Annotated in this window: 30 protein-coding genes and 1 riboswitch; of the genes, 21 read left to right on the forward strand and 9 right to left on the reverse strand. The window is 30.3% G+C overall.

Going from position 1 to position 26,507, the window contains the following annotated elements; all coding sequences use genetic code 11:
* Nucleotides 1-354: 354 nt before the first annotated feature.
* The 7 genes from ABXG81_RS01835 to ABXG81_RS01865 form a co-directional block, all read right to left on the reverse strand.
* Entirely contained in the window at nt 355-1,620 is a 1,266-nt protein-coding gene (locus ABXG81_RS01835; protein ID WP_353528982.1) for an SH3 domain-containing C40 family peptidase, read from the reverse strand.
* 63 nt (nt 1,621-1,683) lie between these two features.
* Nucleotides 1,684-2,268, reverse strand: a complete 585-nt coding sequence (locus ABXG81_RS01840; RefSeq protein ID WP_117521802.1) for an HD domain-containing protein — start codon at nt 2,266-2,268, stop codon at nt 1,684-1,686.
* A 249-nt stretch (nt 2,269-2,517) separates the two neighbouring features.
* Nucleotides 2,518-3,060 (reverse strand): MFS transporter, encoded by a 543-nt coding sequence (locus tag ABXG81_RS01845; RefSeq protein ID WP_353528983.1) that lies wholly within the window; start codon nt 3,058-3,060, stop codon nt 2,518-2,520.
* The gene (locus ABXG81_RS01850; RefSeq protein ID WP_353528984.1) at nt 3,057-3,374 is read right to left on the reverse strand and encodes a hypothetical protein; all 318 of its coding nucleotides are present in this window, start codon (nt 3,372-3,374) and stop codon (nt 3,057-3,059) included. Before ABXG81_RS01850 ends, ABXG81_RS01845 begins: the two co-directional genes overlap by 4 nt.
* Nucleotides 3,375-3,518: 144 nt before the next feature.
* Nucleotides 3,519-4,742, reverse strand: a complete 1,224-nt coding sequence (locus ABXG81_RS01855; RefSeq protein ID WP_353528648.1) for an IS110 family transposase — start codon at nt 4,740-4,742, stop codon at nt 3,519-3,521.
* Between the two features lie 178 nt (nt 4,743-4,920).
* Nucleotides 4,921-5,268 (reverse strand): MFS transporter, encoded by a 348-nt coding sequence (locus ABXG81_RS01860; protein WP_353528985.1) that lies wholly within the window; start codon nt 5,266-5,268, stop codon nt 4,921-4,923.
* 113 nt (nt 5,269-5,381) lie between these two features.
* Complete coding sequence (locus tag ABXG81_RS01865) at nt 5,382-5,666, reverse strand: GNAT family N-acetyltransferase (protein ID WP_117521800.1); 285 nt, start codon at nt 5,664-5,666, stop codon at nt 5,382-5,384.
* 147 nt (nt 5,667-5,813) lie between these two features.
* Between ABXG81_RS01865 and ABXG81_RS01870 the strand changes: the two genes are divergently transcribed.
* From ABXG81_RS01870 to ABXG81_RS01960, 19 genes are all read left to right on the forward strand, one after another.
* On the forward strand, nt 5,814-6,587 hold the full coding sequence (locus ABXG81_RS01870; protein ID WP_353528986.1) for a hypothetical protein: 774 nt from the start codon (nt 5,814-5,816) through the stop codon (nt 6,585-6,587).
* Nucleotides 6,588-6,619: 32 nt separating this feature from the next.
* Entirely contained in the window at nt 6,620-7,834 is a 1,215-nt protein-coding gene (locus ABXG81_RS01875) for an amidohydrolase (RefSeq protein WP_117521798.1), read from the forward strand.
* 98 nt (nt 7,835-7,932) lie between these two features.
* Nucleotides 7,933-9,303 (forward strand): Trk system potassium transporter TrkA, encoded by a 1,371-nt coding sequence (trkA, locus tag ABXG81_RS01880; RefSeq protein WP_353528987.1) that lies wholly within the window; start codon nt 7,933-7,935, stop codon nt 9,301-9,303.
* Entirely contained in the window at nt 9,300-10,739 is a 1,440-nt protein-coding gene (locus ABXG81_RS01885; RefSeq protein ID WP_117521796.1) for a TrkH family potassium uptake protein, read from the forward strand. The genes trkA (ABXG81_RS01880) and ABXG81_RS01885 overlap by 4 nt, the downstream gene beginning before the upstream one ends.
* A gap of 96 nt (nt 10,740-10,835) precedes the next feature.
* Nucleotides 10,836-12,206, forward strand: coding sequence for a Trk system potassium transporter TrkA (gene trkA, locus ABXG81_RS01890; RefSeq protein WP_117521795.1), 1,371 nt, complete (start codon nt 10,836-10,838; stop codon nt 12,204-12,206).
* Nucleotides 12,207-12,208: 2 nt separating this feature from the next.
* The gene (locus ABXG81_RS01895; RefSeq protein WP_353528988.1) at nt 12,209-13,669 is read left to right on the forward strand and encodes a TrkH family potassium uptake protein; all 1,461 of its coding nucleotides are present in this window, start codon (nt 12,209-12,211) and stop codon (nt 13,667-13,669) included.
* A 46-nt stretch (nt 13,670-13,715) separates the two neighbouring features.
* Nucleotides 13,716-13,819: riboswitch (TPP riboswitch) on the forward strand.
* 47 nt (nt 13,820-13,866) lie between these two features.
* On the forward strand, nt 13,867-14,670 hold the full coding sequence (thiD, locus tag ABXG81_RS01900) for a bifunctional hydroxymethylpyrimidine kinase/phosphomethylpyrimidine kinase (RefSeq protein WP_353528989.1): 804 nt from the start codon (nt 13,867-13,869) through the stop codon (nt 14,668-14,670).
* A gap of 2 nt (nt 14,671-14,672) precedes the next feature.
* Nucleotides 14,673-15,836, forward strand: coding sequence for a putative hydroxymethylpyrimidine transporter CytX (gene cytX, locus ABXG81_RS01905; protein WP_353528990.1), 1,164 nt, complete (start codon nt 14,673-14,675; stop codon nt 15,834-15,836).
* 296 nt (nt 15,837-16,132) lie between these two features.
* Nucleotides 16,133-17,167 (forward strand): spermidine/putrescine ABC transporter substrate-binding protein, encoded by a 1,035-nt coding sequence (locus tag ABXG81_RS01910; protein ID WP_353528991.1) that lies wholly within the window; start codon nt 16,133-16,135, stop codon nt 17,165-17,167.
* A gap of 10 nt (nt 17,168-17,177) precedes the next feature.
* Nucleotides 17,178-18,242, forward strand: coding sequence for an ABC transporter ATP-binding protein (locus tag ABXG81_RS01915; protein ID WP_288222777.1), 1,065 nt, complete (start codon nt 17,178-17,180; stop codon nt 18,240-18,242).
* Complete coding sequence (locus tag ABXG81_RS01920) at nt 18,239-19,063, forward strand: ABC transporter permease (RefSeq protein ID WP_353528992.1); 825 nt, start codon at nt 18,239-18,241, stop codon at nt 19,061-19,063. The genes ABXG81_RS01915 and ABXG81_RS01920 overlap by 4 nt, the downstream gene beginning before the upstream one ends.
* The gene (locus tag ABXG81_RS01925) at nt 19,060-19,854 is read left to right on the forward strand and encodes an ABC transporter permease (protein WP_117521788.1); all 795 of its coding nucleotides are present in this window, start codon (nt 19,060-19,062) and stop codon (nt 19,852-19,854) included. The genes ABXG81_RS01920 and ABXG81_RS01925 overlap by 4 nt, the downstream gene beginning before the upstream one ends.
* A 191-nt stretch (nt 19,855-20,045) precedes the next feature.
* On the forward strand, nt 20,046-20,486 hold the full coding sequence (gene rplM / locus ABXG81_RS01930) for a 50S ribosomal protein L13 (protein WP_316116038.1): 441 nt from the start codon (nt 20,046-20,048) through the stop codon (nt 20,484-20,486).
* 10 nt (nt 20,487-20,496) lie between these two features.
* A complete protein-coding gene (gene rpsI, locus ABXG81_RS01935) occupies nt 20,497-20,889 on the forward strand; it encodes a 30S ribosomal protein S9 (RefSeq protein ID WP_353528993.1) in 393 nt (130 codons plus the stop codon).
* Between the two features lie 70 nt (nt 20,890-20,959).
* Nucleotides 20,960-21,610: an epoxyqueuosine reductase QueH gene (locus tag ABXG81_RS01940; protein WP_209814087.1), complete on the forward strand. Its 651-nt coding sequence runs from the start codon at nt 20,960-20,962 to the stop codon at nt 21,608-21,610.
* Between the two features lie 56 nt (nt 21,611-21,666).
* Complete coding sequence (locus tag ABXG81_RS01945; protein ID WP_117521784.1) at nt 21,667-21,975, forward strand: hypothetical protein; 309 nt, start codon at nt 21,667-21,669, stop codon at nt 21,973-21,975.
* Nucleotides 21,968-22,474, forward strand: a complete 507-nt coding sequence (locus ABXG81_RS01950; protein ID WP_117521783.1) for a ferritin — start codon at nt 21,968-21,970, stop codon at nt 22,472-22,474. Before ABXG81_RS01945 ends, ABXG81_RS01950 begins: the two co-directional genes overlap by 8 nt.
* Before the next feature lie 3 nt (nt 22,475-22,477).
* Complete coding sequence (locus ABXG81_RS01955) at nt 22,478-23,185, forward strand: aldose epimerase (RefSeq protein WP_117521782.1); 708 nt, start codon at nt 22,478-22,480, stop codon at nt 23,183-23,185.
* Nucleotides 23,186-23,292: 107 nt separating this feature from the next.
* Nucleotides 23,293-23,565 (forward strand): hypothetical protein, encoded by a 273-nt coding sequence (locus ABXG81_RS01960; RefSeq protein ID WP_117521781.1) that lies wholly within the window; start codon nt 23,293-23,295, stop codon nt 23,563-23,565.
* Between the two features lie 40 nt (nt 23,566-23,605).
* On the opposite strand, the gene ABXG81_RS01965 is transcribed toward ABXG81_RS01960, so the two are convergent.
* Nucleotides 23,606-24,424 carry an HAD family hydrolase gene (locus ABXG81_RS01965; RefSeq protein ID WP_353528994.1) on the reverse strand — a complete coding sequence of 273 codons (819 nt, stop codon included), beginning with the start codon at nt 24,422-24,424 and terminating at the stop codon, nt 23,606-23,608.
* Nucleotides 24,425-24,472: 48 nt separating this feature from the next.
* Nucleotides 24,473-24,706 carry a glutaredoxin gene (locus ABXG81_RS01970; protein WP_209814082.1) on the reverse strand — a complete coding sequence of 78 codons (234 nt, stop codon included), beginning with the start codon at nt 24,704-24,706 and terminating at the stop codon, nt 24,473-24,475.
* Between the two features lie 84 nt (nt 24,707-24,790).
* Here ABXG81_RS01970 and srtB point away from each other — a divergent pair, with 84 nt between their 5' ends.
* Entirely contained in the window at nt 24,791-25,582 is a 792-nt protein-coding gene (gene srtB, locus ABXG81_RS01975; protein ID WP_117521778.1) for a class B sortase, read from the forward strand.
* Nucleotides 25,579-26,484, forward strand: coding sequence for a DNA glycosylase (locus ABXG81_RS01980; RefSeq protein WP_353529233.1), 906 nt, complete (start codon nt 25,579-25,581; stop codon nt 26,482-26,484). Before srtB ends, ABXG81_RS01980 begins: the two co-directional genes overlap by 4 nt.
* The last annotated feature ends 23 nt before the right edge of the window (nt 26,485-26,507 follow it).

Raw genomic sequence — 26,507 nt, forward strand, 5'->3', positions numbered from 1 at the left:
GAGTGGAGAAATCTATAATTGCTTATGATGTTTTTTGTGTACTCTATTTAGCCAATATAGTTATTTGTCATTATTCTATAAATAAAGTTCATAAAATCATCCACCTATTTCGACTGGAGCGAATCGAAGTTTAGAAATCTGGAAATACCTATGATATTTCTCTATACCCTCCATTTAATCGATATAGATATTTGTACTTATTTTTTAAAACAAAGAGAACAAAGCTACCCATCCATTTCGACCGAGGCGAAGCGTAGTGGATAAATCTCTTTTTCTAACTAAATTAATATAAAGATTAGAATAAAAATATCCCCTAAATTTTAATTATATAGGGGATAATCATATTATATTATTTTATTGAATAATTCTTCTTATAGAAATTGGATTTCTGATAGGACTTATCTTTATGCCTGAATTTGGATTTGAAGCGTGGATCATATTACCATTACCATCTGCCATACCGACATGGGTTATATTATTAAGGCTTGTTCCAAAAAATACTAAATCTCCAGCTGCTTCGCTACCTAAAGGTATTTCTACACCATATCTTTGTTGACTTTGGGCAAAGTGTGGTAGACTTATGCCTATTTGTCTATATATTTGCATAGTAAAACCAGAGCAATCTATACCATTCCAAGGATCTACACCACCCCAAACGTAGGGTCTTCCTACAAATTGGGTTGCCCAATTATATAGTTTAGTACCAGCTTCTGATACTGTGACTGGTACTGTTATAGTCTGACTATTATCCACAACACTTGTTTGTTCTTGATTATTGGATTGAATATCATTTCCGTAGGTGGTAGTAGTTACATATCTAACTTCCGTAATATTCTTCATCTGATTTTTTAACTCTTCTTCTCTTTTAAGCTGAGTTTTTATATGATTATTTACATCGTTATAAAAAGATTTAAAATCATCAAGATCCTTACCACTTTTAGTTGAAATAGCTAGTGAGGATAGCTTTACATATCCTTCTTTCAATCCTTTGCTATTATTTTTATCATCTTTCTGATTATCATTGTCTTTATTTTCGCTAGATAAAGTAACAACCTCAGGGATTTCAAGAGAGCTACTTAAACTACCTAGTGTTACAGTTTTAACATTGCTTTTATTATCACTTGATTTATTTTTTGAATCATTTTCAGTTTCTGCTAGATTCTTTACATTTATTTTCTTATTGTCTTTAAAATCTTCATCATACGAAACTTTTACAAATTCGCTATCAGGTTCAAAGGCAAGGATAGTTACTTTACTATCTTTTTTAAGTTTATAGTCGGTAAGATTTTTAGAATTGCTATCAGGTTTTTCTTTAAGATTGGTCTCAGAAATTATACTAGTATGGTTTAACTTATAGAACCATCTTTTGGCAACATAAGCTTTTTGACCATCATATTCTATTTGATACCAATCGTCTGATTCTCCTTTTATTTCATAGGGAGTAAAATCTTCGATCCCACCTAATATTTCACTATTTACATCTTCTTTGACTCTAATATTTACCCCATCAGTTATATTTTTGTTTAGAACTATGGAATCTGCATGGGACAAGCTTGGATTTATAAAAATTTGAGAAAATACCAATGAAGTTAAAAATAGTTTTTTGATACTTTTTGACATCTTTTCTCCTAGTTTTTTAATATAATATAATTTTAGTATAGATGGCTTAATATGTCAATTTCATTAGTATTTTTCAAATAATACATAGGCGAAATCTACAATTTCTTTTGAAAATTCATTTCTAAGATAGGATGTATCAAGCCTATTTATCCTAACTCTATCCAGCCCATCAGCATCTTTAAATAGTTTTGTTAAAAAAATTGCTCTATCAAAGTTTTTTACTTCAAATTCTTCGATAATATCTTTCATATCATTGTCATTAGCAGAATGTGCAGTAATAACTGCTTGCAAAATATTTTTATCATCTGGATTGATTTTGGCATAATCTATTGAGTCTATGGCAGCTCGTCTACCATGTTCTACATCCCATCCATCATTCTCTCTTTTTGTATCATGAAGGCTTGCTGCATATCTTAAAATATCGGTATCTCTTTTATCTAAGCTATATTTCCAAGATAAGATTAACGAATAAAAAATGACCCTTTCTATGTGAGCTTGGCCATGGACTTTGGATTTAAAAAGTATATCTGTATTTAAGTTTTCATATGTTTCTAGTAGGACATCAAAATATGGAGATTCTTTAAATTTATTAAAGAAGTCATATTCTTTAATCCAGTTTTCTTTTGTTATTATTTCAACCATTCTCATAATAATCTCCTTTATCATATTTTAACATTTTATTAAATTTTAGAAAAGTACATAAATTAGTATATTTCCTATTAAACTAGGTTAATATTTTATATCAGAAAATGGTAGTAGTATATTTATAAAATAAGCAAAATTATAGGCTTACTAATTGCAATTTAGCTATTAGAGTAACTTCTTAGTACATTTGATGATAATTTATAAGGCTCATTAGCATCAAATATTTTTAGAAGATACTCTACAATATTGGAATCATATATTTTGTGACAAAAGCTTTATTTTTCTTGTCTTTACAAATTCGCGCAAGTTTATTAGAAACATAATAGAGTATATAAGACTAAATGATATAAAGGAAAGTGTTATTGAATTTGTATGCAGAATTTTATTAATTACATTTAGAAAAAAAGGAGCTACAAATCCTCCCATATTGCAACCTATAAAAATAAGGTTGTTTGCAATCCTTGCATGGCTACCTCTTACAAATCTTGAAACTTCTGCAAAAAGATACGGTGTGCAAAGTGATTGTGAGAAAGCTATTAGGACCATGCAAAGTAAAAATACATACATATTATCACCTAACAAAGCAATAATTGCATTAAATATTGTGTATATAGCTAATCCTAAAAGAATAGTATTTTCACGTAAATTTTTATTTATAAATCCAAAAAGAAACCCAGAAATCATACCAGATAGAGGTAGGGCTATCATGTATATATTAATATCAGCACCCTTACCCTTAGCCAGTGTAGCTACTGTAGGGAATCTTATACTTAGAGAACTTACGTTCATAATCATAACAGCGCCAAAGAATATATAAAAAAGATTTGCTTATTAAAATGAAATTTTCCTAAATTTTCTTTTTCTTCAATATTAATATCAGGAATAGTTTTATTAAAATAAAAAAGAACAATAAAAGCTAAAGAATAGGTTAAAAATGAGAAAGTCCATTTTATTTTAATTAAAAGTCCAGCTATGAATAGTAAAATTGTTTGTCCTATAAATTCAGTAGAATTTCTTATACCATGTAGTTTTGAAGCTTCATCACCTTCAAAAAATATATTTATATAATTTGCACTATGACCATTAAAAAGGCCAACTCCAGCTCCCATAATAATTCTACTTATAAACCTGCTAACAAAAGTCAAGGAGAAAAGCAAATTAATTTTACTTTTCTCCTTGTTATTTCGAGTTTAAATTTGAGCACAACAAATAAGCCGGTTACATCGGCTTGTTCAACTATTGCATTCTTGATTCTAAGCTACTTTTAATACCTTCTTTTCTTGTTTTGATGCCATAACTTTTGCATAGTATATTCTTAAGAATTTATTTAATCCTGCAAATTTACAAATCTTCTTAGCCTTTCCATCTTTTTCTTTTTTTATCATATACAGATATATATCGTTTTCAGTATCTTTTGCGCTCATCATGCATTTCATAGCTTGATAACCTACTTTTCTTAGTATTGCATTGCCTCTTTTTGTTATTTTTCTCTGATCGGCTTTAAAATTCCCTGACTCATATGGTGGTGAATCTATTCCTACAAATGATATTAAACTTTTTTTGTTTTTAAATTTTGATAAGTCTCCAAATTCCGCTGTAATTTGCACTGCTAATTTATCTGATATTCCTGAGAATTTCTTTGCTTCTTGATATTCTTCTAAGGGCTCGGCAATTTCCATCATTTGTGATAAAATAGTGTGTAAAATTTGATTTATATGTTTTATCAATTCTATTCCTTCTTGTATGCTAGTCTTTATATATGAGCTATTAGAAGGTTGAGTTGAGATACTTTCCTCTGCGAGCTTGTATATGGATTTAGCTTTATCTGCATTAGGATGGTATCTCTTTTCTTTTGCCCAGTTTTTAAAATCTTCTATGAATTTTTCTTCTGGTTTTTCTAATACTAAATTTTTATGCCACCATATTTCTAAGAAATCCAATAGTTTATCTTTTGAAAAGTCTCCTGAAGCATGTGGAATTAATTTTTTTATTCCTGGAAATGTTTGGCTTATTGTTTGGTCTATGAAGTTCATTTGATTGATTCTTAGGTCCATATAGTGCTGATAGGATCTGTTTAATTTTTTTAGGACTCTGAAATTTTCTGAATCCACTTTATATTCTTGTAATTCCTTCCAGTACATTAAGCCATATTCTGCTATTTGTATGGCATCTATATTATCATTTTTTGCTTTTCTAAAGTTAAGTACTCGACAAAACTGTTTCATTTTCAAAGGGTTTACTACACTTACAAAGTATCCTTTATCTTTTAATTCATAGAGGATTGGAAGATGGTATTTCCCTGTTGCTTCCATGACTATTTTGACTTCTTCATTTAATGAATTTAGTTTTTTAAAAAATTCTTCTACTTTCGTTTTGTTAAGATGAACATCAAAAGGCTTCCGAACGATTTTGCTACCTTGTTCTAATGCACAGGCTGTAAACTTTTCTTTTGCTATGTCTATCCCTATAGATATCATATTATGACCTTCTTTCCTTTAATTTATAGTTCCTACCTGCACCATTACACTCATTTTAGCTCGTGACACGGACGTTTTGCCCAACCTGCTTAACCGAATTTGAATAATGAAGAGGTAGTTGACAGTTTTTATGACGGATATTTTAACCCTAAAACTGACTCGTCATACTACTTCTTAATTATACAAAAATAGTACAAGATAGAAATAATTTCTTTCTTACACTATTTATGGTACTAAAAACTGACCAATAACTAGTTTTTATAATAGGAAAAATGGAACTTATTGCTACTAAAAATAATCCGAGTAATACACAATTTTTCATACCTATTTTTTTAGTTATTACTTCACTTAAAATCATAGTTACAATTGTAGCTATGGATGAGAGAGTTACTAAAAATCCAGCATTTGTAATTGATATGTCAAATGTTTCTTGCATAAATACAAGACTACCAGAAATTATACTATTACCTGCTACAAATAAAGCTATAGAAAGTATAGCGGCTTTTTTTCTTAAATCATTTTTCAAATTAATTCCTCATTTCACAAAATAATCTAAGAAATATAATAGCAAAAAACATCTACTTGGTAAAGAAAAAATAACAATTAAAAAAAGCTGGGAAAATCCCAGCAAGAAAGTTATTACCTAGCATCTAAATCGCCATATTTTTCAGCTTGGCTATCAAATTTTTTCTCAGCGTAAGAGCATATAGGTATAATTTTTACATTTTTTTTACGAGCATTGTTACAAACCTCATCTAGAAGTTTTTCAGCAAGTCCTTCACCTTGGTGGTTTTTATCTACAACTGTATGGGTAATAGCCCAAGTAGTATCTGCTTTTTCTTCATATTGGCAATAAGCAATTTTATTCTTATCACTATCAAAAGCTTGCGCTTCATGATCTTCTTGGTTAAATCTAATAATCATTTTCTTCACCTCTTAATATATAACTACCCAAATTTGGGTAATTAATAAACAAGTAGATTATTGAACCCATAAATAAAGGTGAAGAGATATGGATTCAATAAATATATAAGTTATAAGTATTGATGATATAAACATTAAGGAGGAATAGTGAGAAGAGATTATAAATTTTCATCTGTAATTATCATTCAGATCATCGTAACATTAATTTTAGTACTAATAGTATCATTAACAGGAGCATATGCTAATTCAGATTTTAATACTGGATCTAGTATACTAAATACGATCTTAACTACAGCAGTACAAACAATTTTTGGATTCATTATAGCTCGTGGACTTGTATTTAATAGGATGGGAAGTTTAGGAGAGTACTTTGATAACTTTAACTACCTTACACTTAAACTGTTTGGACTTTGTTTTATTATTTCTATATTACCATATTTATTAATTGTAGGTTTTGGAATTGGGTTAATATCAAGCCTTACAAGTGCAATGATATCTGGGAATAACTTTGCTGGTTTTGGATCTATGATGGGATTATTAATATTATTGACAATATTATCTATAGTATATACTTTTTTTACTGCATATAATCATTTTGTAGCAGCAGATAATCCTGATTTATCTTTTGGCGAACTTTTTAAAAAGGTTTTTAAAATTGGGAGTGATTTGTTTTCTAAAACCTTTAAGACATACTCAAAATGGCTTATTTTACCATCAATATTGTATATATTTATAATTGTAGTTGCATCATCGAAGCCAACAACTGTAGGAAACTCACTTGCATTAGTTTTGTCAATATTATTTGTTATCTATATATTTATAGCTTTAGTTTTTGCCTTAGTTGAATTATCAGATCATTATCTAGACTATAAATATAAAGAACAAATAGATAATGATGAGAAAATATCCTACGAAGTTTAGGGGATAAACTTGGTAACAGAAAGGAAGATAAGATGTCTAAAGAAAAATTAAAAGAGTTAATTTATAATGACGAAGATCAAATAATCAAAGAAAGACGCGAAATTCATCAAAATCCAGAGCTTGCTATGCAGGAGTATGAAACAAATGATTATATAAAAGAAAAGTTAGAATCATATGGACTAGAGGTTAAGCAACTTGAACCAACAGGTCTTATTGCTGATATAAATCCAGATAGTGATGGAAAGACAGTTTTGCTTCGTGCAGACTTTGATGCCCTACCAATTCAAGAAACAAACGAGTTTGACTTTAAATCTAAAAATGAAGGCAAATCCCATGCCTGTGGTCACGATACTCATGTTGCTATGCTATTAGCAGCTACTCGTGCTTTAATAGAAGTAAAAGATGAGCTACCAGGAACTGTTAGACTACTATTCCAACCAGGAGAAGAAACAGGAGATGGTGGAAAATCAGTAGTAAAACAAGGCGTTACAAAGGGAGTAGATAGTGGATTTGCTATTCATATATTTACAAATTTTGATTTAGGATATGCTGCTACTGGATATAACCAAGTAATGGCTGGAAACTATTTTTTTGAAGTTAGCTTTAAAGGTAAGTCTGCTCATGGTTCCACACCATATCTAGGTAGTGATGCTATTATGATGTTAAATACATTTATAAATGGAGCAAATGGAGCAGTTTCAAGAAAAGTAGATGCTTTAAATACACCTATAGTGTTAAATTTTGGAGTCATTTCAGCAGGATCAGTTGGAAATGCTGTAGCAAGTGATGCCAAATTAACAGGAAGTTTTAGATTTTTTGATAATGATTCAGCCGATGAATTTTTAAAAGAACTTCAAAAAATAGCAGATATTTCAGCGGATATGTATGGAGGCAGTGCTAAATTTACCTATAATCAAGGAGCAGGTCCAGTTATAAATGAAAAAAGATCGACAGATACTGCCGTTAAAGTTGCAAGTGAAATATTCGGTAAGGATCATGTAAAAACTGATCTTAGAGTTGCTGGCTCTGAGGACTTTGGATTACTTCTTGCAGGATTTGAAGATTATAAAGGAATGCCAGGATCATATATGTGCATTGGAGCAAGAAATCCAGATGATAAGTCAACTTTTCCAACAAATCATGCTCAAAACTTTAATCCTGATGAGTCTGCCTTTAAAGATGGAGCACTAGTATTAGCTCAATATGCTTATACTTTCTTAAATGAGGGAGAGGATCTCAAGCAATAATACTAGTATTAAATTGAGGCTTTAAGCCTCTTTTTTTGCGTGGTTTATTATTTGTCATTTTTATTATAAAATATAAATACAATGAGAAAGGATTAATCATGAGAATTGTTGTAATGGGTGCAGGCTCTGTAGGATCCTATATAGTATCTGTATTGTCAGATGAAGGTCACGATGTCTTAGTTATAGAAAAGGATCAAGATGCACTAAATTATCTCCTAGCAGAAAATGATGTGATGGGCATCTTAGGCGATGGAACAGATCCATCTTTGCTTCGTGAAGCCGAGGTGGGAGATTCAGATTTTTTTATAAGCCTTGCAGATGATGACGAGGTAAACATTGTTGCGGGTAATATGGCAAAAGTATTTGGTGCTGGATTTACTATAGCAAGAGCAAGAAGTCCTAAATATCAAGAAAATTATGAATTTATGAAAAAATTTATGGGCATAGATTATTTTCTAAATCCAGAAATGCTTGCTGCAATAGAAGTTGAACTTACACTAGACTATGCTATAGCAAGCTCGGTAGAATCTTTTTTTGAAGGTAGAGTTCAAATGATAGAATTTACCATTCCTAGTAATTCTAAGATGGTTGGTAATAGTTTATCGGATTTAAGTCAAAATGGATTTCTGGAAAATTTACTTATTACTATTGTAGATAGAGATGAAGAAATACATATTCCAAATGGAGATTTTATAATCGAAGCTTTAGACAGCATACATGTTATTGGGACTCCTAGTGATCTTAGAAAATTATACTTAGGAGAATTTGGGAATAATACAGATATTAAATCATCTCTTTTAATTGGAGCATCTAGAATTGCATATTATTTGGCAAGCGATCTTATTAAAAAGAGATTCGATGTTAAAGTTATTGAAATTGATGAGAAAAAGGCTCGTGATTTTCATCGTCAAGTTCCTAACGCTATCGTAATACATGGTGATGGAGCAAATTCTACTTTTTTAGCAGAGGAAAACTTAGAGGACTATGATTCAGTTATAGCATTAACTGGGATTGATGAAAGAAACATACTTATTGCACTTTTGGCTGAAAAAGCTGAAGTTAAAGAAGTGGTAACTAGAGTTGATAATAAAGATCTGCTCAGGGTAACAGGGGTATTAGATATTGATGTGACAGTTACACCTATTAAAGAAGCAGCTAATCATATATTAAGGATTATAAGAGGTAAGCTAAATGAATCAGGATTTTCTATAAGTAGTCTTTACCTGGTAGAAGATAATGAAGTAGAGGCAGTTGAATTTAAGGTTTTAGAAGGTTCTACTATAATAGGAGTGCCTATAAAGAAATTAAATATAAAAGAAGATACTATAGTTGCTTTTATTCAAAAATTTGATACAAATCAAGTTATTATTCCAAACGGAGATACAAGTATTAGTCAGAATGATAAAGTAATTGTTGTTTCAAAAAAGAAAGCATTCAAAGAGATAGATGATATATTGGTGGGGAAATGAAAAAAGAATTTATTTTAAGCTCCTTGGCAAGACTTAATATGCTGTTTGCGGGGATGATGCTATTTCCTTTTTTGGTAGGAATTATATATAAGGAACCTCTAAGATATCTACTAGATTTTCTTATACCTGCACTTATCATATTTTTAAGTGGATATATACTCTATGAAAAAATAGAGTTTAAAAAAACTTTCAATACAAAAGACGCCTTAACACTTGTTGCAATTTGCTGGCTAGTGTATTCCATATTTGGAGCGATTCCTTTATACCTTTATCCAGGAGACTTCAATACATTTTTTGATGCTTTTTTTGAATCGGTAGCTGGATTTTCTACTACAGGAGCAACTATTGCTAGAGATGTCGAAAGCTTGCCAAATTCTATAATATTTTGGAGATCTTTTGCTCAATTTATAGGTGGTTTGGGAATAATATCTCTAACAGTCTCCATTCTTCCAAAACAAAGCAAAAAATCAACTATGATAATGAAAGCTGAGTCTGTAGGGCCAACTTTTGGTAAAATTACACCTAAAGTGGCTGATCAATCTAAAGTTTTATATACTATTTATATATCTATGACTCTTATAACTATTATTTTATTATCTTTAGGGGACTTAGACCTATTTGATTCTATTATATACGGTTTAGGAGCAGCAGGAACTGGGGGCTTTGCTAATAGAGACTTATCTGTAGGATATTACAATTCAACTTATACAGAAATAGTGCTTGCTATTGCAATGTTTATGTTTTCTATAAATTTTAATATTTATTATATGGCTTTTTTTAAAAGATCTAAAAACTTCTATAAATCTGAAGAGTTAAAATGGTATAGTGTTATGCTTATTACTTCTATATTATTAATTTTCATAAATACTTTTAGCATGTATGAGAAGTTAGGAAGGCAATTGGTCGATGTAGTCTTTGCTGTAACTAGCATATCTTCTACAACAGGATATGTTGGGAGTGATACATCTACTTGGCCTATATTTTCTAGAGTAATTTTAGTAGGACTTATGTATGTTGGGGGTATGGCTGGTTCTACTGCCGGTGGGCTAAAGATGTCTAGGCTTGTTTTGTTGGTAAAATCTTCAGTGAATCAATTCAGGATGATGATTAACCCCAATAGAATAACAGTAGTTGAGTTTGAACATAAGACAGTGGATGATAAGTTGCAGCAATCAGTGATGAGTTATTTTATAATTCACATACTAATATTTTTTATACTACTTGCTATAGTTGCTATTGATATAAATAACTTTTTAGAGGCTTTTACAGCAGTAGCTACTACTTATAATGGCTTAGGGCAATTTGGTGAAGCTCAAAGTTTTTATGAATTAAGGGAGGCTTCTAAATTTGTTCTATCTATTGCTATGCTTTTAGGTAGGCTTGAGATATATCCTTTACTATTATTATTTACGCCTTCTACTTATAAGAGAATATAGGGTAATAACTATAAAGATCTAAATACTAGATTATTTATAGTTTATAGTTGAATTTGTAAATAAAAATGCTATACTTATTAGGCTGAGGAGGAAGAAATGAACATTATAATCTTGGGTGCAGGAAAAGTAGGCTCCCACTTGACTAATGAATTATCCTTACAAGATCATGATATTTTAGTTATTGATAAGGATAAAGAGGTTTTAAATAGATTACTTGAACAAAATGATGTTATGGCTATAGTTGGGGATGGTCGTGATATTGATGTTTTAGAAGAAGCAGATGTAGGAAAATGTGATCTTTTTATAGCTTTAACTATGAGTGATGATGTAAATGTAATAGCATCTTCTTTAGCTAAATCCTTGGGAGCTAAAAATATCATAATAAGGCTTAGAGATCCAAAATATGTAAATCATTATGATCGTATAAAAGATATTACTAACTCAAATGAAATAATAAATCCAGAATTTTTGGCAGCCAAATCCATACAGAGATCAATCAAATATTCTCATGCAAGAAATGTGCAAAGCTTCCTTAAAGATAGGGCTCTAATGATTGAAATACAGCTTGGTAAGAATTCTAAGCTTGCTGGACATAGCTTGATGGAAGCGAATTCTTATCTTAGAACATTCGATATAATCATAGGAATCGTTAATGTTAATGGTGAAATATATATACCAAATGGTGATTTTATATTAGAAAGTGGAGATAAACTTTATATAATGGGAACAAAATCAGGTATAGATAAATTTTATAAATCAGAAATACCTGAGAGTATAAGAATAAAGAATGTTTTAATAATTGGGGCAAGTTCGATTACTAGACATCTAACAGGCTTGTTATTAGAACGTAATTTTAATGTTACAATTATAGAAATTGATAGAGAAAAAGCAATATCTATTCAAGAAGAATATAAAGAGGCCATAGTAATAAATTCAGATGGATCGGATCCTGATATATTAGAAGAAACTAGGGTTGAAAATTTTGATGCAGTAGTTTCTCTTACAGGCATAGATGAAGAAAATATTTTGATTGCTCTAATGGCAGAAAGATACGGGATTGATAAGATAATTGCAAAAGTAAATAGAACCAATCTATTAAAAATAACTGGCGTTTTGGATTTGGATGCTACGTTCACTCCAAAAACAGCAGCTAGTAATTATATAAATAGACTTATCAGATCAAAAGAAGATGCTAGAGGAGTTTCAACTTTAAGTAATCTATACAAGCTTGAAGATGATCAAGTAGAAGTTTTAGAATTTGAAGTTAGTGAAAATTCTAGAGTATTTAATAAAAAATTAAAAGATCTGCCAATAAAATCAGGAACACTTGTAGCTATTATCGAACATTCTGAATACAATGGAGATATTGAAGTGGCAAGTGGAGAGTCGGTAATTGATATGGGTGATAGAGTATTATTGATTACAAAAAATAAAAACATCACTCAAATAGATGACATTTTGGAGTAGATATGAATTTAAAAGTAGTTAAAAACGCCTTAGGAAGGTTACTTCAAGTATTAGCAATTTTAATGATTTTTCCTTTAATTGTTTCATTTATTTACAAGGAAAGTCTAAGTGATAAATTATATTTTGTCATACCAATTTTACTATCAGCAACAATAGGAACCTTACTTTTTAAATTTAGTAGTGAAAAGGGACATATCTATACTAAAGAAGCTATGTTTACAACAGCCTCTTGTTGGATTCTTTATTCAATAATTGGAGCAATACCATTATTTTTAACTCCGACAAATTATCCTACATTTTTAGATGCATTTTTTGAAATGGCAAGTGGTTTTACAACTTGTGGTGCATCTGTAGCTACAGATGTTGAAATATTACCTCACTCCATAATATTTTGGAGATCATTCTCACATTTGATTGGTGGTATGGGAATATTGGTTTTTACCCTTGCAATTTTACCAAAAGCCAACAAAGAATCCACAAACCTTATGCAAGCTGAAGTCCCTGGACCTACTTTTGGAAAGATTACACCAAAGCTATCACATACTGCAAGAGCTTTATATATTATTTATTTAATAATGACTGCTATAACTACAATATTCTTATTATTCGGCGGAATGAATTTATTTGATAGTATTATTTTTGCTTTTGGTGCTGCAGGAACAGGTGGATTTGCCAATCGTGGAATTTCTGTGGGTTACTATGATTCAAGATACATAGAAATAGTACTAGCTATTGCAATGTTTTTATTTGGTATAAATTTTAACTTATATTATTATGCAATTATTAAATCTGTGAGAGAATCATTTAAATCTGAAGAGCTTAAATGGTATGCAATAATTGTCTTAACCGCATCAATATTAATATTTATTAACATTTCAGCACTATATGCAGATAAATTTTATTCGGGAGTTAATGTATTTTTTACAGTCATATCAGTAATTACAACCACAGGTTATGTTTCAGCCCATTATGGTAAATGGCCAATGTTTTCTAGAAATATAATAATCTTATTAATGTTTATAGGAGGCTCAGCTGGATCAACTGCTGGAGGACTTAAGGTTTCAAGAATTACTATGCTTTGTAAATCAGCTGTAAATCAAGTAAAACAAACTATAAATCCCAAGAGAGTTACAGTAAATACCCTGGATGGTAAAAGAATTGATGAAGAAGTCGAGAAATCTGTGAATAAATACTTGGTAGTTTATATTTTATTATTTGTGATTTTTATGCTAATAGTAACTTTGGATACAAATGATCTGGAAACTTCCTTTACTGCTGTAGCTACAACTTTCAATAATGTAGGGCCAGGACTTGGTGAATTTGGACCTATTGAAAGTTTTGCAAATATGGGGTATCTTTCAAAATTTACTCTAACATTAGCTATGCTATTTGGAAGATTGGAATTATATCCTATGATATTATTATTTTCACCAATTACTTATAAGAATCTAAATAATAAATAGTTTGACAAATATTTTTATGTTTTATAAAATGAAAATATAAAGAAAATAAGATTGAACAGGGAGTTCTATACAAAGAACTGAGAGGATGGTAGACCATCGACCTTACCTGATTTGGATAATGCCAACGTAGGAAAGCTAAGATAGAATTGGAATACCTCTAGTGGTGTTCTTTTTTTATGAAAAAAAAGGAGGGAATAATGAAAACAGCTCTTACAATTGCAGGCTCTGATAGTTCTGGAGGAGCAGGTATACAAGCTGATATTAAAGCTATGACTTTAAATGGGGTGTTTGCTATGAGTGCAATTACGGCTCTTACTGCACAGAATACTACAGGGGTTACAGATATAATGGATGTAAAGCCTAATTTCTTAGAAGCCCAAATGGATGCAGTTTTTACTGATATATATCCTGATGCAGTTAAAATAGGCATGGTTTCTGATAAAGAGTTAATAATTATTATAGCTGATAAATTAGTTGAATATAATGCAAAAAATATAGTTATCGATCCAGTAATGGTTGCAACAAGTGGAGCAAGATTATTAAAAGAAGATGCTATAGATACCCTTAAGGAAAAATTATTACCATTAGCAGATCTTATAACGCCTAATATTCCAGAGGCAGAGATATTATCAGGTTTAGAAATAAAATGTTATAAAGATATGGAAACTGCTGCAGAAAAAGTGGCCAATGAACTTGGTGTAAATGTACTTTTAAAGGGAGGACACTCTATAAATGATTCCAATGACGTATTATTTGAGATTGATTGTCTTAAAAGAACATGGATTAATGGACAACGCATTGACAATGAAAATACTCATGGAACTGGTTGCACCTTATCTTCGTCTATAGCAGCTAATCTCGCTAAGGGTGAATCTATAGAAGAATCTGTTAGAGTTGCTAAAAAGTACTTGGAAGGAGCTTTAAGGGATGGACTTGATTTAGGCAAAGGAAGTGGTCCTATGAATCATGCTTTTGATATAAAAGAAAAGTATAGGAATTAGTTATGAAAAAAACAAGTGTATTTGAAAATGGATTGATCTGGTTTGGTGCGGCAGTTTCTATAGCTGAAATTCTTACGGGTACTTATTATGCTCCAATGGGGTTTAAAAATGGATTTTTAGCAATATTAATTGGGCACTTGATAGGATTTATATTTTTATACCTAGCGGGTCTTATAGGAGCCTTATCCAAAAGAAGTGCCATGGAAACTACAAAGCTTACTTTTGGTAGCAAGGGGGGAAAGATATTTTCCTTTTTAAATTTTTTACAATTGTTAGGCTGGACTGCGATTATGATTTATGATGCAGCTATTTCTTCAAGTGAAATATTTTCTTTCGGCCACAACTTATGGGCGTTTTTAACAGGAGCTTTAATTATAGTTTGGCTTATGATAGGTATCAGTGATCTTGGAAAAGTAAATACAGTTTCTATGACACTTTTATTTATATTGACAATAATCCTTTCACGATATATTTTCAAAGATGATATATTATCTATTGGACCGGCAAAAGAGAGTATGAGCTTTGGAGCAGCAGTTGAGCTTGCAGTAGCAATGCCAATATCTTGGCTTCCTTTAATCAGTGATTATACATCTAATGCAGAAAAAGGTAGAGAATCTACATTTGTTTCAGCTATAGTATATAGTCTGATTTCTATATGGATGTATGTAATAGGCATGGGTGGATCATTAATAACAGGTAAGACATCTCTTGCTTCTATATTCTCTATAACAAAGCTTGGAGTATTTGCTGTAGTTATAATTATTTTATCAACAGTAAATACAACTTTTATGGATGCGTATTCTTCAGGGCTTACTTTTAAATCTATAAAGCTTGATGCTAATGAGAAAAAAGTAGGTGTAATTGTTAGTATAATAGGTACTATCAGTGCAATGATTTTTCCTATGGATGATATCACAGACTTTCTATACTTTATTGGATCAGTATTTGCTCCTATGATTGCTATCCAAATTTCTGACTATTTTATACTAAAAAACGAAGCATATGTGGGAGACTATAATATATTAAATACAACAAGTTGGATATTGGGATTTATAATATATAGACTTATCTTGAATGAAGAATTTATTTTAGGACCTACTCTATTAGTGATTATAATTACAATGATTATCACTATTATTTTAAATAAAGTTTTTGGCGAAAAATAATTTGACAATTGAAATATTTAAATTTATAATTGTCTCAACAATATAATAAAAAAAGAAAATACATTAAGAACATCTATGGGGTAAGAATTGGTGGGCAAGCTCACATTTAGCTATACTTTAGACTCATTTATATAGCTAAAACTCACAACCATAGGGGGCAAAATTGCCAAACCTTGTAATAAATTTCATATCTATAGGGTTTAAATAATGAGTAAATAGATATGATTATAAAATCCTTGTTCAATATAATGTTCAAGGACTTTTTTTGTCTAAAATTAAAAAAGTTAGGAGGGAATATGAGAAAGAAAAGTTTTTTATTAGTTTTGATTTTACTATTTTTAACATCATGTAAGTCAGATAATAAGAAGCAAGTAGTAGTATTTAATGCAGGAGAATACTTAGACTTAGATCTTATACCAGAATTTGAGAAAAAAACAGGTATTGATGTTATTTATGAAACATTCACTTCCGATGAAGAAATGTTTATAAAGTTATCTCAATCTTCAAATAATTATGATGTAATATTTCCTTCAGACTACATGGTAGAACGTCTAAAGAAGAATGATATGTTGGAAAAAATTGATTTTTCTAATATCCCTAATTTTAAATACATAGATGATGAATATAAGGGATTAGATTTTGATCCTAGTAATGAATATACAGTTCCTTATTTTACATCACATTTTGGTATAGTTTATAATACAGATATTATAAAAGAACCTATAACAAAATGGGCTGATTTATGGAATCCTAAATATAAGGGAGAAATCATAATGTATGATTTGCCTAGACTTAGCCTATCAGTAGCTTTACAAAAGCTAGGCTATTCCATAAATACGAGAGATATGGATCAGATAAATGAAGCAAAAGAAGAATTAATTAAACAAAAGCCTCTGGTTTATGCTTATCTTACAGATGAGGCCCGTGATTTGGTAGTTCAAGGAGATGCGGCTATAACTGTGATGTATTCAGGAGATGCCTTGATGATGCAAAAGCAAAATCCTCATCTAAAGTATGTAATACCAAAGGAAGGTATGAATCTTCAAGTGGATTCTATGGCTATACCAAAAGGTGCTAAGAATAAAGAGAATGCCGAAGCTTTTATAAATTATTTTACAGATCCTAAAGTAGCAAGTATCAATGCTAAATGGATGGAGGGATTTACCTCGGCTGTAAAAGGAGTTAGAGAAAATCTTCCAGCTTATATAGCAAATTCTAAGATAGCTTATCCAGATTTTGAAAAATTACCAGAGATTGAAATGTTTAAAGATTTAGAAGATTATATGCAGGTTTATAATGACGTCTGGGTAGATGTATTAGCTGCATATTGAGGAGAAGAAGATGAGTCTAGTTTTACAACTTAAAAATATTAACAAATATTTCGATGGCAAGAAGATAATAGATAATATAAGTTTATCAGTGGAAAGAGGAGAGTTTTTAACTCTTATAGGCCCATCTGGATGTGGAAAGACAACAACTCTTAGAATAATAGCTGGCTTTGAACATCCAGATGAGGGAGAAGTTATATTTGAGGGAAAAGATATTTCCAATATTTCACCAAATTATAGGAATATAAATACGGTTTTTCAAAATTACGCCCTATTTCCACATCTTAACGTTTTCGATAACGTAGCCTTTGGTTTAAGAATAAAAAAGATAGAAGAAAAGGATATTAAAATTAAGGTCAGTAGAGCTTTAGATTTAGTTGATCTAAGCGGTTATGGCAATCGTGCTATATCTAGATTATCAGGTGGACAAAAGCAAAGGGTAGCCATAGCAAGGGCTATTGTAAATGAACCAGAAATTATACTTTTTGATGAGCCACTTGGAGCTTTAGATTTAAAACTTAGAAAAAGGATGCAGGTTGAGTTAAAAAACATTCAAAAGGAAGTAGGAATTACATTTATCTATGTAACTCACGATCAAGAAGAAGCCCTATCTATGTCTGATAAAATTGCTGTTATGAATAGTGGAATTATAGAACAATATGGGACTCCACAATACATTTATGAAGAGCCAGTAAATGCTTTTGTTGCAAACTTTTTAGGGGATTCTAATATCTTTAAAGGAAAGATGGTAGATAGATCAAAAGTAAATTTCTTAGGTTATGATTATCCTTGCGTAGACAAGGTGGAGCCTGGAAAAAGTGTAAGTGTAATGCTTCGTCCTGAATACTTATATTTAAGTAATGAAGCTAATCTAAGAGGCAAAGTAGAAAATTCGATGTTTAAGGGAACTTACTATGATTTGAAAATTACAGGTAAAGATTTTTCTATAAATGTCCACAATCCAGAAAATATTCCTATTGGAGCAGAAGTATGTGTTGCAATCGACCCTGATGCTATACACGTTATGGAGGAAGTTAGTAAAGACTTTGATATTTATTCTAAGAGGGAGAAGTCATGAAAAAATATTTGAATATATACCTTGTTTGGGCAGGAGTTTTTATAATATTACCAATATTACTAATACTTTTTTATTCATTTAATGGCTCCGAATCTATAGATTTTGACCATTTTAAATTTAGTTTTATAAATTATAGGAAGTTCTTTGAACCCTTATACTTAAAAATGTTATCTGTGACATTACTTATAGCGTTCTTATCAACTCTAGGTTGTCTTTTAATAGGTTATCCTGTTGCATATATAATATCAAAAATGGATGAGAGAATAGCTTCTTCCCTTATTTTTGTATTTATAATGCCTATGTGGATTAATCTTTTACTTAGGACCTATGGTTGGATAACACTTTTAGGTAGGAATGGGATTCTTAATAGATTTATAGCTATTCTTGGAGGGAAGTCACTTGGTGTTATGTATACTCCAACGGCAGTAATTTTGGGTATGATTTATGAATTCTTACCTTTCATGGTAATTCAAATTTATAATGCTCTTAAGAAAGTTGATCCTAATCTAATTGATGCTGGATTAGACTTAGGAGCAGATAGGAAAACTATATTTAGAAAAGTAATTTTTCCACTTTCTTTACCAGGTGTTTATACTGGGATTATAATGGTATTTATTCCAGCTATTTCTACTTTTGTAGTTTCCAATTTGCTTGGAGGACAGAAAGTATACATGATAGGTAATCTTATTGACCAACAATTTACCTTTACTGGCGACTGGGGGTTTGGTTCAGCTACAGCTATAATTCTTATGATAATCTTAATTCTAGCACTAGCTATTCAAAGAAGATTTGGTAGAGATTTAGAGGGAGATATAGTATGAGAAAAATAATTGATAGGATTTATACTATACTTGTATTTGTCTTTCTTTATGCGCCAATAGTTGTAATGATAGTATTTTCATTTAATGATAGTAAATTACGTGGAAAGTGGGCTGGATTTACTACTAAATGGTACGTTGAACTTTTTGAAAATCCTGAAATAATTTCTGCCGTCAGAACAACTCTAATAGTTGCAATAGTTGCTACTATAGTTGCAAGCTTTATAGGGACACTTTCAGCTATAGGTATTTCAGAATTACGTGGTAGAAAAAAAGATATGGTTTTGAATATTAACTATTTGCCAGTTTTAAATCCAGATATAATAACAGCAATTTCTCTTATGGGATTATATGGTTTTTTAAAATTACAATTAGGATATATAACCATGATTTTATCTCATATAATGTTTTGCATACCATATGTGGTACTGACAGTCTTGCCTGCAGTTGAATCAATGGATAAAAATATAATTGAAGCAGCTCTAGACTTAGGTGCAACTCCCTCTTATGCAGTAAGAAATGTATTGATTCCAAATATTAAAAACGGGATACTAGCAGGTGCTTTGATTTCATTTACCCTTTCTATAGACGACTTTGCGATTTCATATTTTACAACAGGCAATGGTGTATCAAATCTATCTATGACTATATATGGTATGGCAAGGCGTGGGATTAATCCAGCTATTAATGCACTTTCTGCAATAATATTTGTAATTGTATTTATTTTTCTACTTTTGAAAAATAGAAAGATTATATTTGAGAAAGAAGAACCAAAGACTAATTTTTTATCATAATAATTTGACAAATAGTATGATTTATAGTAATATGGAGCAGTCGATTATTAAGTTTCTTTTATGAAACTTTTCGATTAAATCGCGCTTCCTGTAAGCGATTTTAAAAATAAATGTCAGGACGAGTACAGCCGCCACCTATCAGAAGCGGTGTCCAAATGTGATAGGCGAAAATTTTTATAGGAGGAATATTGATGAAATATCAAAAAACTTATACTCCAAGTGCAAACGACATCGAAAGAAAATGGTATGTCGTTGATGCAGAAGGAGCTGTTTTAGGACGTCTTGCTAGCGAAGTCGCAGCAATTTTAAGAGGAAAACACAAAGCTACATTTACTCCAAATATGGATATGGGAGATTATGTAATTGTTGTTAACGCTGATAAAGTTAAACTTACTGGAAACAAAGAAAATCAAAAAGAATACAAGAGATATTCAGGATATGCTGGAGGACTTAAAATCACATCTTACAAAGATATGATGGATAAACATCCAGAAAGAATCGTTGAACATGCAGTTGTTGGTATGCTTCCACACAACAAGTTAGGTCGTCAAATGGCTAAGAAACTTAGAGTTGTAGTAGGACCTGATCATAATCACGAAGCACAAATGCCTGAAAAATTGGAATTAAAGTAAGGAGACTTAAATGGCAGATACAATTATTCAATCAACAGGACGTAGAAAAACTTCTGTTGCCAGAGTTACAATGAAACCAGGTAGCGGAAATATCCTAGTAAATGGTAAAAGTTTAGAAGAATACTTTGACTTTGAGACATTAAGAGTTGTTGCAAAATCACCACTAACACTTACAGAAAATGAACATAGTTTTGATATTAAAGTTAATGTTAATGGTGGTGGATACAATGGACAAGCTGGAGCTATTAGACACGCTATAGCTAGAGCTTTACTTGAAGTAAACCCTGATTATAGACAAGCTCTTAAAAGAGCAGGATTTCTTACACGTGATCCACGTAAAAAGGAAAGATATAAACCAGGTCAAAAAAAGGCAAGAAAATCTTCACAATTCTCAAAGAGATAATATCAGAAAATTACAAAGCGCATACATTTGTATGTGCTTTTTTAATTAGCAAAAAGGTATAATATAGCTTATGAATAATATAAACTACAATGTAGAGATGGAAAAAATTATAGAAAAAAATAAAAAAGAAGGATTGAAGCCAAAGCTTTTAATGCAAGTATGTTGTGCTCCATGTTCTACAGCTGTTATGTATAGGATAAAAGATGATTTTGATATTGATATGTTTTATTATAATCCCATGATTTATCCTAGAAGTGAGTTAGATAAAAGAACAAAACAAGTGGAGATTTTAGCGAGCCGTATGGGACTTGATGGAAAAATTATTGTTCCAGAAAATAATATTACAGATTTTGCTAATATAGCTAAGAAGAGAAGGGAACTCCCTGAAGGTGGAAAAGCTTGTTATGATTGCTATAAGCTTAGATTAGAAGAAGCTGCTAAATATGCCGGTGAAAATGGCTATGATTATTTTTGCACAACTCTTTCCATTTCTCCTTACAAAAATTCTAAGTGGATTAATCAAATAGGAAAAGCTTTAGAAGAAAATTATGGAGTTAAATATTTATATTCCGATTTTAAGAAGAGAAATGGCTATAAGATATCTATAGATTTATCAAAACAATATGATCTTTATAGGCAATCTTATTGTGGATGTATTTTTTCATACAAGGAAATGCAAGAACATAAAAAAAATATTAATCAAGAAGGCACAGATAATTAAAACTGTGTTTTTTTTCTTATAATGGGTAATCTTATAGTAGAAAATGAGGAATTGTTATGGAAAAAATATCTTTAATTAAAAAAATAGAAAATAAAGAAAAAAATCAGATATTTCCTGTCACTTTTGATATAGGTGATTATTTTGATAGGGAAGATATTAAAAGTATTTTTAATTTGATTACGGATAAGCATTTGCTTGCTTATGATGGTATAAGTATAAGCGAAGATTCCTTTACAATTCCCGTCACTTTAGACACTATACCAAAAATAACTTCAATTTTACTGGAAAATAAAATAGATTTTTATGGTGTCTATGTCTTATATGATAAATATTTAGAAATGAAAGAAGGAGATAAAAATGAGTGAACAATTATTAGATTTATTAAATGAACAAATGAACTTTGAGTTTGAATCAGCATATATTTATAAGGCAATGAGCGCTTATACAGATGATCTTGATCTTGATGGATTTACAACTTGGTTAGATATCCAAGTAGAAGAAGAAATTATGCATGGTGAAGGCATGAGAAAATTCTTACAATCTGTAGGATATAGACCACATTATACAGCAATTGATGAGCCAAAATATGACTATGGTTCAATACTTGAGGTTCTTAAAACAGCTTTAGACCATGAAAAAGAAGTTACAGAGAGAATAACTCATATATCAGATGTAGCTAGAAAAGAAGATGCAAGAGTATTTTCATTCATTCAATGGTATATAGATGAACAAGTTGAAGAAGAAGAAAACTTCACAAAACTAATTACAAGAATGGAAAGAGTTGGAGATGATTGGCATTCAATCTATATGCTAGATCAAGAATTAGGTCAAAGAGCACCAGCTCAAGAGCCTCAGATTCAATAATTTATGAAAATAACTTTAGAAAATTCTATATCACATGTGGAAATAAATTCCAGTGGAGCATATATAGATACTTTTGAAGTTAAGGGTAAATCAATTTTCTTTCCAAAAGTAATGGTAAAAATTGAAGATCAATTAAAAGTAAGGGGCGGTATGCATTTATGCGCCCCTAATTTTGGAGAGGATAAGATTTTATATAGCTTAGAAAACCATGGTTTTGCTAGAGATCTTAATTGGCAATTTATAGATTATGGTGAGGATTTTGCCAAGTTAAGTTTAGATGGTATAGGCTTATATGAAGGCATTAAATTTATAATAGATTATAAACTTAGCCATACAAATTTATTTGCAAAGCTACTTATAGAAAATAATTCAAACAAACAAGTACTTCTTGCTCCAGGCTTTCATCCATATTTCTATGCTGAACATAAAGCCATTTTTATTAATAATAAGAAGATAGATAAGAATCAACTCCCTAATAGTATAATAGATAATTCTTTTAAAGAGAGTTTTGTTACTAATGGTAATAAAATATTTATAGAAGGTTTAAAAAATATAAATGAATTTGTATTTTGGTCAGATTTTAAGGGAGATTATTTATGTGTAGAACCAACTTATAAATCTATAGCTTTTAAAGATGACAATGGAGGAGCTTATAGACTAAAACCAGGTAAGAAATTCGAACAAAGTATCAATATTAAAGTAACTTTATGAAGCTTCTTAATCGGAGCTTTATTTTTTTAAAAAATATGCTTGCAATTATTTAAAATATGGTATAATAGAATTAAAATAATTAATACATATAAAGAAAGGGTTAGGATATGTTAACTACAATTTTAACATTTATAGTTGGAGCTTTTGCTTTTTCATTAATTTTTAAGTTAATATTTGGTGGACTTAAATTAATATTTAAATTATTAGGATTAACTTTGGCATTACCATTTTTATTAATAGCTGGCATCATATTCCTACCCATTGTAATATTAGGTCTAGGTGTTGGTCTAATTATTAAACTTTTACCACTTATAATAGGTGGAGGTCTAATATATTTAGTGTATAAAAAATTTTTTGCTGATAAATATTGGTATAATTAAAAATAACTGACTAGGAATTATGCTCTTAGTCAGTTATTTTTTATTTATACAATACATATTTTTCTATAACTTCACCTACAGCTCCTTCTATATTTGTTGCATAACTTACATAGTCAGAAACTTCTTTTACTTGTAGATGAGCATTGGCAACAGCTGCTCCTATACCTGCATCTTCTAGCATGGCTACATCATTGTAGTTATCTCCTATAGCTAGAGTATCAGTTACATCTATATTGTAATGATTACATACTTTTTGGAGAGCTAAGCCTTTATCAACACCCTTGGCATTTATTTCCATAAACATGTCTGAAGAATAAGCTATTTCCAAATCGTAATTAGTGATATCAGCTATATCCACCTCTAATGAATGTAAGTAGTCAATATCAAGATCTTTGATTAGAGCTTTTAAAATAAGCTTATCTTTAAGAAATTCTATACTATCTCCATCAATTATTTCTACATTTGTATCATTTGTATATTGATCGGATCTTTCTAAAGAATCTAAGTTTATAGCGTATTTCTTATCCAGAGTATATATAAAAAATTGTAAACTATTTTCATAGGCGTAATTAAAGATTTTTTTTACATATTTAAAGTCTAGAGGTAACGAATCTACAATTTCACGATCTATTGCTCTTAATATTATAGCTCCATTACAGCATATTATAAATCTATCTTCACGTATAACTCCAGCTTGATCTGGTATATCATTTAGTTCATAAGGACCGCGTCCAGTGGCAAGTATAACTTTGACTCCCATTTGCTCAGCTTTAGCTATAGCTTCTCTATTTCTCTGGGGTACATTTTTTAGTTCATCTACTAGGGTCTCATCTATATCCGATGCTATTAATTTAACCATATTTGCTCCTTACAAAATTTATTCCCAATTGAGCAAAGAATATGACAATTAATTGTTATCTCTTAAGAAATCTATAATATCGTCAGATTCATATAGATATTCTCCATCATGATATAAACAAGGAACTTGTCTTTTGCCACCCTCTTCTATTAATTTTCTCATAGCTTCTCTGTCTTCTTCGATATTAACTATGTCTATATTTATATTTTCTTCTTCCACAAAGTTTTCAACTTTAGCGCAATATGGACAGATTGTACCTACAAATAATTTATAATCATTCATTTATTTTCTCCTTAAAATATTTTTCATATTTACTTTATTATGGTATATTATACTAATAGTAATAATAATTTTAAAGGTGGAAAAATGAAATCAAAAGTGATGAGTGTCATCAGATTTTTTCTTATACTAATAATCTTGGGATCTATAGCAATATTAGGAAAAAGACTGCTTGATTACAGGACAAATTCACAAAATAATAAAGAAATTGCAAATATAGTAAAAAAAGTAGAAGACGAAGAAATGGGTAGTTCTTCTGATAATAAGGATAATCAAGCAAATACTCTTGATCCTTTTAAACAAAAAGAAAAACACTATTTCAAAGTTATAGATGCTCTAGAGAAAAAATATAATAATGATGATATAGTAGGTTTTATAGATATACCTGACGTTGGAGTATCTTATCCAATTTTACAAGGTCCAGATAATGATTTTTATTTACATAAGAGTATAAGTAAGGAATATGACATTGCTGGTTCTTTATTCATAGATATGAATAATAAGCCTGATTTTAATGATGACAATACAGTTATATATGGCCACCATTTGGAAATAAACTCAATGTTTACTCCTCTTGACCAATATAGAAAACAGGAATTTGCAGAAAAGCATACCACTATCTATCTTTGTACAAGGGATGAACTACGTGAGTATAGGATATTCTCAGCCTATGGTATACCTGCTGACTATGCTTATAGAACCTTGTATTTTACGAATAGAGATGATGTGATTCCATATTTTAATCAACTTATGAGCAATTCTGAGGTAGTACTTCCAAAAGAAGATTTTAAGGAAGATGATCAAATAATTACCTTATCAACTTGTCAATATGATTATGCAGACCAAAGACTTGCCATACATGCAGTAAGGGTGAGATAATGAGATATCAATTTGATAATAAAAAAGACATAGATATTAAAGAAACTGATGATGGATTAGTTCTAAAAACTCCTTCCTTTAATCCGACCCATATATTTGAATGTGGACAATGTTTTAACTTTATAGTTGAAGAAGATGGTTCGTATACTGCGGTTTTTTTAGGGAAAATTATAAATGTTTTACAAAGAGACGAAGATGTTTTAATAAAAAATATTAGTATTGATGAATTCTATGAAATATTCTATGACTACTTTGACCTTGGAACAGATTATGATTTAATAAAGAACGAATTATCAAGTAATGAAACTTTAAAATTAGCTAGTGAATATGGTTATGGAATTAGGATATTAAATCAAGAGCTATTTGAAACAGTAATTTCCTTTATAATATCTGCGAATAACGGTATAACAAGAATTAAAAACTCTATTAGAATTATAAGTGAAAGATATGGAGATTACATAGGAGAGTATAGGGGCAATAAATACTATTCTTTTCCTAGGCCAGAAGTTTTAGCTGATGTGGATCCAATAGAACTTAGAGAATATGCAAGAGTAGGATTCAGAGATGTAAGGATAGTAGAAGCTAGCAAAATGATAAGAGATGGATTTCTAAATTATGAAAGCGATCAACTATTAGAAACAGCTGATCTTAAAGAAAAACTTATGGAACTTCCAGGAGTAGGACCAAAGGTTAGTGATTGCATACTTTTATTTACTTACCATAGAAGAGAAACATTCCCTGTAGATGTATGGATAAAAAGAGTAATGGAGACTTTGTTTATAGGTCATGAGGTTCCTAAAAAACAAGTGGATGATTATGCAAGAGAGATATTTGGAAATCTAGCTGGCTATGCTCAGCAGTATCTATTTTATTATGGTAGAGAAGAGAAAATAGGAAAATAAATTTTAATATTGGTGCTTATGTT

Source organism: Anaerococcus nagyae, assembly GCF_040364225.1.
Classification (GTDB): domain Bacteria; phylum Bacillota; class Clostridia; order Tissierellales; family Peptoniphilaceae; genus Anaerococcus; species Anaerococcus nagyae.